This is a genomic window from Hoyosella subflava DQS3-9A1 (genome assembly GCF_000214175.1).
GTDB lineage: Bacteria > Actinomycetota > Actinomycetes > Mycobacteriales > Mycobacteriaceae > Hoyosella > Hoyosella subflava.
On the sequence record NC_015564.1, the window covers coordinates 1911961 to 1924201 of the forward strand.

General features: G+C 62.9%; 12 protein-coding genes. 11 read left to right on the forward strand and 1 reads right to left on the reverse strand.

Going from position 1 to position 12241, the window contains the following annotated elements:
• Positions 1–107: 107 nt before the first annotated feature.
• From alaS to aroB, 8 genes are all read left to right on the forward strand, one after another.
• A complete protein-coding gene (gene alaS, locus AS9A_RS08900) occupies positions 108–2783 on the forward strand; it encodes an alanine--tRNA ligase (RefSeq protein ID WP_013806639.1) in 2676 nt (891 codons plus the stop codon).
• A complete protein-coding gene (gene ruvX / locus AS9A_RS08905) occupies positions 2783–3295 on the forward strand; it encodes a Holliday junction resolvase RuvX (RefSeq protein ID WP_013806640.1) in 513 nt (170 codons plus the stop codon). Before alaS ends, ruvX begins: the two co-directional genes overlap by 1 nt.
• A complete protein-coding gene (locus AS9A_RS08910) occupies positions 3292–4626 on the forward strand; it encodes an endolytic transglycosylase MltG (protein ID WP_013806641.1) in 1335 nt (444 codons plus the stop codon). Before ruvX ends, AS9A_RS08910 begins: the two co-directional genes overlap by 4 nt.
• On the forward strand, positions 4616–5446 hold the full coding sequence (locus AS9A_RS08915; protein WP_013806642.1) for a shikimate dehydrogenase: 831 nt from the start codon (positions 4616–4618) through the stop codon (positions 5444–5446). Before AS9A_RS08910 ends, AS9A_RS08915 begins: the two co-directional genes overlap by 11 nt.
• Before the next feature lie 6 nt (positions 5447–5452).
• On the forward strand, positions 5453–5914 hold the full coding sequence (locus AS9A_RS08920) for a prepilin peptidase (RefSeq protein WP_013806643.1): 462 nt from the start codon (positions 5453–5455) through the stop codon (positions 5912–5914).
• Between the two features lie 63 nt (positions 5915–5977).
• A complete protein-coding gene (gene aroC / locus AS9A_RS08925) occupies positions 5978–7213 on the forward strand; it encodes a chorismate synthase (protein WP_192808172.1) in 1236 nt (411 codons plus the stop codon).
• A complete protein-coding gene (locus tag AS9A_RS08930) occupies positions 7214–7825 on the forward strand; it encodes a shikimate kinase (protein WP_013806645.1) in 612 nt (203 codons plus the stop codon).
• Positions 7822–8934, forward strand: a complete 1113-nt coding sequence (gene aroB, locus AS9A_RS08935; protein WP_013806646.1) for a 3-dehydroquinate synthase — start codon at positions 7822–7824, stop codon at positions 8932–8934. The genes AS9A_RS08930 and aroB overlap by 4 nt, the downstream gene beginning before the upstream one ends.
• A gap of 4 nt (positions 8935–8938) precedes the next feature.
• Here aroB and AS9A_RS22670 read toward each other — a convergent pair whose 3' ends face one another.
• Complete coding sequence (locus tag AS9A_RS22670) at positions 8939–9592, reverse strand: B-4DMT family transporter (protein ID WP_013806647.1); 654 nt, start codon at positions 9590–9592, stop codon at positions 8939–8941.
• A 221-nt stretch (positions 9593–9813) separates the two neighbouring features.
• Here AS9A_RS22670 and AS9A_RS08945 point away from each other — a divergent pair, with 221 nt between their 5' ends.
• The 3 genes from AS9A_RS08945 (at position 9814) to nusB (ending at position 12184) form a co-directional block, all read left to right on the forward strand.
• Positions 9814–10959: a M24 family metallopeptidase gene (locus AS9A_RS08945; protein ID WP_013806648.1), complete on the forward strand. Its 1146-nt coding sequence runs from the start codon at positions 9814–9816 to the stop codon at positions 10957–10959.
• 68 nt (positions 10960–11027) lie between these two features.
• A complete protein-coding gene (efp, locus tag AS9A_RS08950) occupies positions 11028–11585 on the forward strand; it encodes an elongation factor P (protein WP_013806649.1) in 558 nt (185 codons plus the stop codon).
• Positions 11582–12184: a transcription antitermination factor NusB gene (nusB, locus tag AS9A_RS08955; RefSeq protein WP_013806650.1), complete on the forward strand. Its 603-nt coding sequence runs from the start codon at positions 11582–11584 to the stop codon at positions 12182–12184. The genes efp and nusB overlap by 4 nt, the downstream gene beginning before the upstream one ends.
• Positions 12185–12241: the final 57 nt, after the last annotated feature.

Here is a 12241-nt window from a genome sequence, read left to right on the forward strand (position 1 = left end):
TCGCATCGCGATGCGGCTGAATGTCCGCCTCGCGGTACCCTGAACGGTGCGATTTGAACCGCACACCCGACTAGTACTTCGGTCACGTATTCAAGTGAGGACGAGCAGTGCAGACCCACGAGATCCGCAGACGCTTTCTTGACCACTTCGTCAAGGCTGGCCACGTTGAGGTTCCCAGCGCGTCCCTGATTCTCGACGACCCGAACTTGCTGTTCGTCAACGCTGGGATGGTTCAGTTCAAGCCCTACTTCCTGGGCCAGCAGACACCTCCGTACCCGACCGCGACCAGTGTGCAGAAATGTGTTCGGACGGGCGACATCGAAGAAGTGGGCAAAACCACCCGCCACAACACGTTCTTCCAGATGGCCGGCAACTTCTCGTTCGGCGACTACTTCAAAGAAGGCGCCATCACCCACGCCTGGACGCTGATCACCGCGTCACAGGACGAGGGTGGCTACGGTTTCGATCCCGCGCGTATCTGGGTCACGGTCTATCAGGACGATCCTGAGGCAGCGGAAATCTGGCAGCGAGTCGCGGGCATCCCCGCGGAGCGGATCCAGTACCGCGACGGCAAGGACAACTACTGGGATATGGGGGTTCCTGGTCCCGGTGGTCCGTGCTCGGAAATCTACTTCGATCGCGGCCCCGAATATGGCAGAGAAGGCGGTCCTGTGGTCGACGAGGATCGCTACCTCGAGATCTGGAATCTCGTGTTCATGCAGGATGAGCGTGGGGAGCTCAGTCCGAAAGCCGGCCACCCACCGGTCGGTGAGCTACCCAAGAAGAATATCGATACCGGCATGGGTGTCGAGCGCGTAGCGCTGTTGCTCCAGGGCGTGGACAACGTCTATGAGACTGATCTCGTACGACCTGTCATCACGAAGGCCGAAGAACTCACGGGGCGCCGCTACCACTCAAGTGACGATCACCACGAAGATGATGTCCGTTTCCGTGTGATCGCCGACCATGCCCGGACGTCCGCGATGCTGATTGCCGACGGTGTCAATCCCGGCAATGACGGGCGCGGCTACGTCCTGCGGCGCCTTTTGCGCCGGATCGTGCGGGCCGCCCGCCTCCTCGGCGCATCAAAGCCGGTTATGCCGGAGTTTATGAAGGTGGTCAGCGAGACCATGGCGGAGTCGTACCCCGAACTTTCCACGGACTTCAGCCGAATCGAGCGGGTCGCCTCGGGTGAGGAGGCGGCGTTCCTGCGCACGCTGGACACGGGCTCCCGGCTTTTCGAGTCGGCAGTCGCGGATGTGAAATCACACGGCCACACCGTTCTCGGCGGGACCGAAGCGTTCACTCTGCATGACACTTACGGCTTCCCGATTGACCTGACCCTGGAGATGGCGAGCGAGGCAGGCCTCAGCGTCGACGAAGCGGGTTTCCGGACTTTGATGGCCGAGCAGCGTGACCGGGCCAAGGCGGACGCTGCTTCGCGTAAGCAGGCACACGCGGATGAGGCTGTTTATCGTGAACTGCTTGACCGAGGCTCTACGGAGTTCACGGGATACACCGAACTCAATTCTGAAGCCAAGGTGATTGGACTGATCGCCGGTGGGTCTCGCGTTTCGAGTGCTCAAGCCGGTGACGAAATCGAGGTGATCCTCGATCGGAGTCCGCTCTACGCTGAGTCCGGAGGGCAGCTCGCTGACATCGGGAGGATCACCGCGTCGGGTGTCCGTCTGAAGGTGAAGGACGTCCAGAAGATCGGCAAGAAGCTCTGGGTCCACAAGGTGACTGTCGAAGAAGGGGAGATCACCGAGGGGGCGGACGTTCTCGCCCAGGTGGATCCCGAATGGCGCAAGGGCGCAACCCAGGGACATTCCGGCACACACTTGGTGCACGCCGCGCTCCGCCAGATTCTGGGGCCCAACGCCGTTCAGGCGGGATCGCTGAACAAGCCGGGTTACCTCCGCTTCGACTTCTCCTGGCAGGGCGGGTTATCGGAGGCAGCGAGACACGAGATCGAGGAAGTCACCAACGAGGCCGTGCTCGCTGACTATCCGGTCAATACTTTCGTGACCGATCTCGCCAAGGCCCGGGCAATGGGCGCGCTCGCCTTGTTCGGCGAGAACTACGGCGATCGTGTCCGTGTCGTCGAGATGGGTGGACCATTCTCGATGGAGTTGTGCGCGGGAACTCACGTCGCGAGCTCGTCTCACGTGGGGCCTGTGACACTTCTCGGCGAATCCTCGGTGGGTTCTGGCGTGCGCCGTGTCGAAGCGTATGTGGGGCTTGATTCCTACAGATATCTCGCTCGTGAGCGGGCGCTGCTCGCCGGTGTCGCTACCGCGCTGCGGGTGACCCCGGAGGACGTTCCCGCCCGGGTCGAAGCGCTCGTGGAGCGCCTCAAGGCCGCCGAGAAGGAGCTCGAGAAGCACCGAGCGGCAGCGATTCTCGCATCTGCGGGTTCCCTCACGTCCGCAGCGGAACGAGTCGGGAATATCCTTCTCGTCGCACAGGCCGCCCCCGACGGGGTGAGCGCGGGAGACCTGCGGACGCTGGCCGCCGATGTGCGCGGACGGTTCGGCAGCGAACCGGCAGTGGTTGCGCTCTTCAGCACCACTGCTGAGAAGGTCCCGTTTGTGGTGGCGACAACCCAAGCGGCGCGCGATTTCGGCATCAAAGCGGGAGATCTGGTTCGCGAGTTCTCTCCGCATATCAATGGGCGTGGTGGCGGTAAGCCAGACATGGCGCAGGGATCGGGATCACAGCCAGGCGGGGTCACGCAAGCCATCGATGCCATTCGGGCCGCGCTCGCGACCCGGGCAAGCTAGTGGCAGGCCCGCAAGGTGTCACCCCCGACCGGCCGGGGCCCGATGATCCAGGTCGAGGGCGGCGAATCGGTATTGATGTGGGGTCTGTGCGGATCGGCGTCGCCGTCAGCGACCCTGACGGGATTCTGGCGTCGCCTGTTGAGACAGTGACACGCAACACACGGGTGGTGTCCGATTCCCGGGAACTCGACCAGATAGCTGCCATTATCGAGGAGTACAGCGCCGTGGAAGTTGTCGTGGGACTGCCGCGCACGTTACGTGGCGAACAGGGCCACGCGGCCGATGCGGCGCTGACGTTCGCGGAGCAGCTCAGGGGCCGGATTCAGCCGATCCCCATCAGGCTCTCCGACGAGCGTATGACCACTGTGACTGCTCAGCGGGACTTGCGTGCTGCCGGAAGGAAAGCGAAACAGCAGCGCGCAATCATCGACCAGGCCGCAGCGGTCGCAATACTGCAGGGATGGCTCGACGAACGCGCGCGCTATCGACCCACAACGGAGGATCGTGAGTGAACGAATATCGAGAGCATGATCCAGTGGGATCGCATCCTGGTCCCGCAGGGCATGAGCCCGACGATTGGGACACGAATTACGATTCCGAGTTCGACGACACCAGCCGGGCCGAGCCAGCCTGGGTCGGAGCGGGGGAGGGCGGCACGCCCCTGCATGTTCGCCGGCAGCGCGAAGCAGCGAGGAAGCGGAGAAGACGGCGCAGCATCGCCGTTTTCCTACTCATCGCTGTGTTGGTTCTTGGTGGAGCGGTGTACCTCGTCCAGTCCTTCCTGGACGGGCGGCGGCCCGCACCGATACCGGACTACACAGGGACCGGCGAGAGCGACATCGTAGTTCGCGTCCAGCAAGGGGACGCTGGATCTGACATCGCAGCCACCTTGCTCGAGAATGATGTGATCCAAAGCACCACTGCTTTCATGACCGCAGCGCATGGCCGTGACGATCTCGGCACTATCCAGCCCGGGTATTACAAGGTCCGCACTCAGATTCCGGCCGCGATGGCCGTTGACATGCTGACGAGCCCAGAGACCCGGGTCGGATCCTTCATCATTCCGGAGGGCCGCAAGCTGCACACCTCCGTTTCGGTGGGCGGCGACCACACGACTGATGGCATCTACGCCCTCGTAGCCCGTGCGAGCTGTGTGGAACTCAACGGTGACGAGACGTGCCTGACCGAAGAGGCACTGCGAGCTGCGGCCGCGACCGCTGACCTGGCGCAGCTGGGCGTACCCGAATGGGCACGCGAGGAAGTCAGCCAGGCTGAGGACCCCGAACGGCGGATCGAGGGGCTGATTCGTGCCGGGCAATGGGATGTCGATCCAGATGCGACACCAGTGGAGATCCTCTCGGAGCTGATCTCGCGCAGCGCGCAAGCCTACGAGCGGACCGGCATTATCGAAGCGAGCGGGGCCGTGGGTGTCACTCCCTACGAAATGCTCACCATCGCCTCTTTGCTTGAGCACGAAGCGCTGCCCGGCGACTTCAGCAAAGTCGCACGAGTCATTCTGAACCGACTCGATGCTGGTATGCAGCTCGAGTTCGATTCGACCGTCAACTACGCCCTCGATTCAATCGAGATCGCGACCACGGATGACGCTCGCGCTGCGCGCACTCCATGGAACACCTATGCGATGACAGGACTGCCGCAAACACCGATCTCGTCACCGAGCATTGAGGCGCTCCAAGCAGTTGAAAACCCGGAAGACGGGGATTGGCGATTTTTCGTGACGATCGATTTCGAGGGAACGACTGTCTTCACGGAGACCTTCGACGAGCACTTGGAGAACGTACAGGTTGCGATCCGGAACGGGGTCCTCGCAAGTGGCCGATGAGGTGCGGCGCCGGAGGGCTGGAGTTCTTGGCAGCCCGATTGCGCACTCGCGGTCCCCGCAGCTGCACTTGGCGGCGTATCGCGCGCTCGGACTGAGGGACTGGACCTACGAGCGCATCGAATGCCGCGCCGGTGAACTCGCCGGCATTGTCTCCGGTCTCGGAGCCGAATGGGTGGGCGTTTCCGTCACCATGCCTGGAAAGCTTGAGGCGCTCGAGTTCGCGACTGAGCGCACTGAACGTGCGGTTGTGGTCGGGTCTGCCAACACGCTGGTTCGCACCGCCTCTGGGTGGCGGGCGGACTGTACGGACGTCGACGGCGTCACTGGCGCGCTGGCAGAGCTGGGTGTAACCGATGTCTCGTCAAAGCCAGCAATTGTTATTGGCGCGGGCGGTACTGCGCGACCTGCGCTAGTCGCGCTCGCGGAACTCGGCGCCAGCGAAGCTGTCGTTGTAGCTCGGGATGAACAACGCGCAGAGGGTGCCGTCGAGTGCGGCCTCCGTGCAGGGCTCAGTGTGACGTACGCGCCATTCTCGGACCTGGCGCGCCTTTGTCCTGACGCTTCGGCCGTGATCAGCACGATTCCAGCGGACGCGATGTCCGGGCATCTAGAGGCAGCGGCGACGGCCCCACACGTGCTCGATGTGATTTACCACCCGTGGCCCACGCCCTTGGCGGCCGCTGTACGGGAACGGGGCGGTCGCGTGACCGGTGGTTTGTCGATGCTGCTGAACCAAGCGTATGGCCAGGTCGAGCAGTTTACGGGAAGGCCTGCGCCGCGTGCTGAGATGGCACAGGCGCTAGGTCTCTCCGCGCTCTGACACGCGATGTTGTGGCTAGCTGTCGCCACGGTGCCGTGGATGGCCGCTCTCTCCATTATCGACATCAGAGCGCGGAGGCTGCCCAATTGGCTCACGCTTCCCGGTGCTGCGGTCATCCTGACGGTGGCGACTGTGAGCGGACATGGGTATGAAGCGATGACCGGCGGCCTCGGCCTGGCTGGCGTGTATCTCGTCACTCACCTCCTCTCTCCGCGTGGAATGGGTGCCGGCGATGTCAAGCTTGCCCTCGGTATCGGCGCACTCACTGGGACATTTGGGCTTGGTGCATGGTTCCTTTGTGCCGTCGGCGCGCCACTGCTGACCGTCGTTGCTGGTGTTGTCTCTGTGGCGTTTGTGCGCAGGGCGTCTGCGCTATCGCAAGCGCGCCGTATACGCTTGCCTCACGGCCCCTCAATGTGTGCAGCTGCTGTCGTGGCGATCGGTTTCGCTGTGGCGGCAGGTGAGTAGCGAGCGGGTGGCATCGCCGCCGCGAGCGGGACGATGCTGGAATGGTCCTCAACTCGTGGGAAGATGAGACACGTGCTGCGCTGGATAACTGCCGGAGAATCACATGGCCCTGCCCTCGTTGCTGTGCTGGAAGGCATGGTCGCGGGCGTTGACGTCACGTCAGCTGACATTGCTGAACACCTAGCTCGCCGCCGTCTGGGCTACGGGCGTGGTGCACGCATGAAATTCGAAGCTGATCAAGTGACGATCCTGGGTGGAGTCCGGCACGGGAAAACACTCGGTGGCCCGATTGCGATTCAGGTGGGCAACACGGAGTGGCCCAAGTGGGAACAGGTCATGTCCGCAGACCCAGTGGACCAGGACGTTCTCAACGACCTTGCCCGGAATGAGCCACTGACGCGACCACGCCCCGGACACGCCGACTTTGCGGGCATGCTGAAGTATGGATTCGATGATGCGCGCCCAGTTCTGGAGCGTGCGAGTGCCCGGGAAACCGCGGCCCGTGTCGCTTTGGGTACCGTGGCACGGCTGTTCCTCAAGCAGGCCATCGGCGTCGATGTCGTCTCGCATGTGGTATCGATCGGAGCGGCGGCGACCGAGTCCGATGCGCTGCCCATGCCGGCTGATCTGGCTGCGGTCGATGCAAGTCCCGTCCGCGCGTTTGATGCGGCCGCTGCCGATGCGATGATCAAGGAGATCGAGGCCGCGAAGCGGGCGGGTGACACGCTCGGCGGGGTCGTCGAGGTGGTCGTTCATAGTCTGCCCATTGGGCTCGGCTCGTTCATCAGTGGTGAGGACCGTCTTGATTCACGCCTTGCTGGGGCCCTGATGGGCATCCAGGCGATCAAGGGCGTCGAGGTAGGGGATGGTTTCGAAACAGCCCGCCGTCGTGGCTCCGCAGCGCACGACGAAATGGTCCCCGGTCCTGATGGCGTGCTCCGGCTCTCAAACCGCGCCGGCGGTCTCGAGGGCGGTATGACGAACGGGCAGCCATTGCGTGTCCGTGCGGCGATGAAGCCGATTTCGACTGTGCCGCGAGCACTGAAAACAATCGATATGAGTTCAGGCTCGGAAGCTGTCGCCATCCATCAGCGGTCGGACGTGTGTGCGGTGCCCGCGGCCGGTGTGGTGGCGGAAGCCATGGTCGCATTGGTCGTTGCTCAAGCTGTCCGGGAGAAGTTCGGTGGCGACTCACTCGGCGAGACACGGCGTAACTTTGAGTCGTACCAGCAGGAAGTAGAAACCCGGATGCGCTGGGAGGAATCCCGAAGCGGTTCGACCGCGGGAGAAGCGATCTGAGTGCCGCCCAGAGCCATTTTGGTGGGCCCGCCGGGCGCGGGTAAGTCGACGATCGGCCGACGGCTGGCGTCCGCTCTAGGCGTGCCGTTTTATGACACGGATGCCGCGATCGAACGGGAAACCGGACGCAGCATCCGCGAGATTTTTAGCACCGACGGAGAAGCGGGTTTCCGAAAAATCGAAGAGGACGTCGTCGGACGTGCCATCGCCGAACAGACTGGAATTGTTTCTCTTGGCGGCGGTGCAGTTCTTTCGCCCGTCACGCAGCAGGCACTGCGCGGGCATACGGTCATCTATCTGGAGATAACGGTTGCGGAGGGCCTGCGCCGCACAGGGGCCAACAAGTCGCGACCGTTGCTCGACGGTGACGACCCGGGCGCGAAATACCGCGCGTTGATGCGGCGGCGGCGTCCGATATACAAGAAAGTCTCCACACTGCGTGTGCGCACAAATGGCCGCAGTCCGGGGCGGTCTGTGCAGTACATCCTGCGCAGGATCGGTGGCGAACAACAACAACCGCGGACTCGGTGGCCGGTCCCTATGCGGCCAGGGCGGCCGATACGGTCGTCGCAACCCCCGCGAGACGAGCACAAAACGGAGGACAACCGGTGACTGAACCCGTGCAGGTGGATGTGCGCACAGAGAACCCCTATCCGGTCATAGTTGGCCGTGGTCTGCTCGGGGACATTGTGGAACGCCTCCGAGGTAATTCCACGATCGCGATCTTTTACCAGCCCTCCTTGGCACAGACCGCCGAAGCGCTCCGGGAGGCGCTCGAAAAGTCCGGCACCGACGCGCACCGGATCGAAATCCCAGACGCAGAGGCGGGCAAGGAACTCGCAGTCGCCGGGTTCTGCTGGGAGGTACTCGGTCGTATCGGCCTGTCCCGGACGGACACGATCGTCAGCCTCGGGGGCGGCGCCGCTACCGATCTTGCAGGCTTCATCGCCGGTACGTGGATGCGCGGCGTGAAGATCGTGCACATTCCTACCACTCTGCTTGCCATGGTCGATGCGGCCGTTGGCGGTAAGACCGGGATCAACACCGAAGCGGGCAAGAACCTCGTCGGCGTCTTCCATGAGCCCGCCGCGGTGTATGTGGACCTCGCGACACTCGAATCATTGCCGCGCAACGAGATTGTTGCGGGCATGGCGGAGGTGATCAAAACTGGGTTTATCGCCGATCCGGTGATTCTGGACCTGATCGAGCAAGATCCGGATGCGGCACTCGACCCGTCGGGCGCGGTGCTGCCGGAGTTGATCCGCCGCTCAATCCAGGTGAAGGCGGACGTCGTGTCGGCCGATCTGCGAGAGTCGAATCTGCGCGAGATCCTCAACTACGGTCACACTCTCGGCCATGCGATTGAGCGCCGTGAGCGGTACCGCTGGCGGCATGGCGCCGCAGTGGCAGTCGGCATGGTGTTCGCGGCAGAACTTGGTCGTCTGGCAGGTCGGCTTGACGATGAAACTGCCGATCGGCATGCCCGTGTGCTCACCAGTATCGGCCTGCCCACGACGTACGAGGACGGCGTTCTCGACCAGTTGATGGAGGGCATGCGGTCCGATAAAAAGAACCGCTCGGGGATGCTGCGGTTCGTGGTACTCGACGGACTAGCGAAGCCGGGTCGGCTCGAAGGTCCAGACCCGGCTCTGCTCGCAGCGGCTTATTCAGAAGTGGCACGGTCAGGGGAGACCCCGCAGAGCGGGGCCGTCCTGCTGTAGAACGCTATCTGCCGGTGCGGCGCTCATCATCGTCGATGCGCGCCTGCTCGGCAGCGAAGTCCTGATCGCTGTACTCGTCGTCCTCAATCGTGGATGACCGAGAGTGGGATTCGGCGCGGGAACTGTATTCGCCATCTATCCCGGAGGAGTGGTGTACGGCGACAGGTTCCTTCTGGTGATGCGCCTGAATGTGATGGCGTCCGAACTCGTCCTCCTCCTCGGCCGGGGCGGACCGCTTGCGCGAGTATTCGCCGTACGCGCGGCCGGTAAGAATGCCGATCTGTGCAGGAATCGAGAGAAGCAGCGTCACGAAGCCAGTACCGATTGTGAGCTCGAAGATCAGCGACTGAACGCTGGCGCCAGGAATCACGAAGCTCAGCAGCCATGAGGCGGCGCCGGAAACGAGGGCTGCCACCAGGGCGGCCTTCAGCCAGAACAGCGTGAGATCCGCGCGGTCCTCGGGGTCTTCGTTCTCTTGGGCGTCCCGTCGACCGTCGAAGAACGGCCAGGCGAGCGCAGCGAGAAGGACCACGATGAGCGCGATTGTCCGCTGCACACCGCCACTTTCAGGCCAGGTATAGATCCCGATCCCGAGTACAGCGCGCACGAATGTAATCACGGCAGCCAGCAACAGGCCACGAAGAAGCCACAAATCCATGCATGCAGAGTAACGACCCGCTCCGCGCGATGTGCGACAACCCACACGTTTTGGACACGGAAGGCCAATTCCCACCCGAAAAATGCTGAGTTTCCGCGTTTGAACAATGTTTTAGCCTTGTCTCGCGTGCTTGTGGCGCGATGCGCGTGACGCGCACCAGCTTGATGGAGTCGACTCCGTGAAAGGATTGGCCAGGAGGGCGTCGTCAGAAAGCGAGTGTGATGGTGGAGTTCGTCTCGGTTCCCGGTCTGCCCGAGGTTACGCGCGCGCACTTCGGCGATCGGCGCAAGCGGTTGCGCGAGGAGCTCGCACAACGGGGAGTCGCGGCAATGCTCGTGACGGGACTTGTCAACATCCGGTATCTATCGGGCTTTAGCGGTTCAAACGGTGCCCTTCTCATAGTGGACGAGGAGCATGGAGGCGACGATGCAACGATTCTGTGCACTGATGGGCGTTACACCACGCAAGCTGCCGAGCAGGCGCCAGACATCGATGTTGAGATCGCACGCGCGAGCGCAGTGGCACTCGCGAAGTGCGCGGCGAGCCGGTTAGGCGGGGTCACGCTGGGGTTCGAAAGCCATCTCGTCACCGTCGATCAGCATACGAAGCTGATCGCGGAGGCTCCCACGCTCACCTGGACTTCTGCGCCGGGGATAGTTGAAACGCTGAGAATGGTGAAAGACGACGCCGAGGCTGCGTTGTTACGCCGAGCCTGTGCGATCGGTGACGCTGCGCTAGCGGAGCTCATTACCAGCGGGGCCTTGCGGCCGGGCCGCACAGAACTCGATGTCGCTAGGGAACTGGAGTCCCTGATGTTCGATGCGGGTGCAGATGCGGTCGCGTTCGAGACGATCGTGGCAGCGGGAGCGCATTCCGCCATCCCGCATCATCGGCCAGCGCGCTCAGTACTGCAGGCAGGTGACTTCGTCAAAATCGATTTCGGTGCGGTAGCACGCGGCTACCACTCCGACATGACACGCACGTTCGTCCTGAAGACGGAGCCGCAGCAGTGGCAGCGCGATGTGTACGAACTTGTACACGCCGCGCAGGCGGCTGGCCGCGAAGCGCTCACCCCCGGAGTGGCGGGCGCTGATGTGGACGGCGCGGCACGCGCGGTGATCTCGGACGCCGGGTACGGGGAACGCTTCGTTCACAGCCTGGGTCATGGAGTGGGGCTCGAAATCCACGAAGCACCGGCATTGGCGCAGACAGCGACCGGTAGACTACTCTCCAGCACTGCCGTCACGGTTGAGCCCGGGGTGTATCTGCCGGGACGCGGTGGCGTCAGAATCGAGGACACGCTGATTGTCCGCGAGGGTGGGCCTGAGCTGCTCACTCACACCAGCAAAGACCTCACCGTGGTCTAGCTGGACATGCTTGAGCGTTGCCGATAGCGGTAGTGCACTTTTTCGGAAGAACTGAGGAGAGAATCGTCGTGGCCACGACCGCTGACTTCAAGAATGGGCTTGTACTGAAGATGGACAGCCAGTTGTGGCAGATCATCGAATTCCAGCACGTCAAGCCGGGCAAGGGTCCAGCGTTCGTGCGTACCAAGCTCAAGAACGTCCTCTCCGGAAAGACTGTGGACAAGACGTTCAACGCGGGCGTCAAGGTCGAAACCGCCACGGTCGACCGTCGCGACATGACGTACCTGTATCGCGATGGTGCTGACTATGTGTTCATGGACGGTGAGACATATGACCAAATCCACATCAGTGATGCCACCGTGGGGACGGGCGCCCGTTTTCTTCTGGAAAACACCGAGGTACAGGTCGCGATGCACGAAGGCGAGCCGCTGTATGTGGAACTGCCGGTAACGGTGGAGCTGCTTGTTCAGCACACCGACCCCGGTCTCCAGGGGGACCGATCGACGGGCGGCACGAAGCCTGCGGTGCTCGAAACAGGTGCCGAAGTGCAGGTTCCGCTGTTCATCAACACGGGCGAGAAGCTGAAGATCGATTCTCGTGACGGCAACTACCTCGGCCGCGCGTGAGCAACAACCGTTTCAAGAAGTTCGGCGCGAGGCACAAGGCGCGCCGCCGCTCCGTTGACTTCCTGTTCGAAGCGGAGGCCCGGTCGTGTAAGCCAACCGCAGTGGCATCCGAACGGGTTGCGCTGGCCGCGGAAAACGATCAAATGCCGCCGGTTGCGGAATACACGCACACCGTTGTCCGTGGTGTCGAGCAGAATAAGCAGCGACTCGACGACGTAATCTCCACTCACTTGCACGAGTGGACTCTCGAGCGCCTGCCGGCGGTCGATCGGGCGATCTTGCGAGTTGCGACCTGGGAGCTGCTCTACGCTACGGACGTGCCGTCCGTTGTTGCGGTGGATGAAGCTGTCGAGCTGGCAAAGGAACTTTCGACCGACGATTCGCCAGGTTTCATCAACGGAGTCCTCGGGCAGCTGGTCCTCGTCGCCCCCCAGCTCCGGGCTGCCGAGGAGCAGGCCGCTGCCGCAGTCGCTGCGCTTGACTCCGACGTGGGGCCTGAAAACGAAGACGGCGCCGCAGCTGGCGATGCTGAGGGCACCGGAAGTGAGGGTAGCCAGCCGGGCGAGAGCGGCCCGGGCACCTCGCGAGCCGACTGGTAAAGTCGATCGCGGCATAACGGCATCCTTTAACGATCCGTCCCGTGAGGCGGAGAAGGA

Bases quoted from the DNA above. Each gene is read 5' to 3' on its own strand.
- AS9A_RS08920 (WP_013806643.1), top strand. From the start codon at position 5,453: ATGTTGTGGCTAGCTGTCGCCACGGTGCCGTGGATGGCCGCTCTCTCC.
- aroC (WP_192808172.1), top strand. From the start codon at position 5,978: ATGAGACACGTGCTGCGCTGGATAACTGCCGGAGAATCACATGGCCCT.
- AS9A_RS22670 (WP_013806647.1), bottom strand. From the start codon at position 9,592: ATGGATTTGTGGCTTCTTCGTGGCCTGTTGCTGGCTGCCGTGATTACA.
- AS9A_RS08945 (WP_013806648.1), top strand. From the start codon at position 9,814: ATGGTGGAGTTCGTCTCGGTTCCCGGTCTGCCCGAGGTTACGCGCGCG.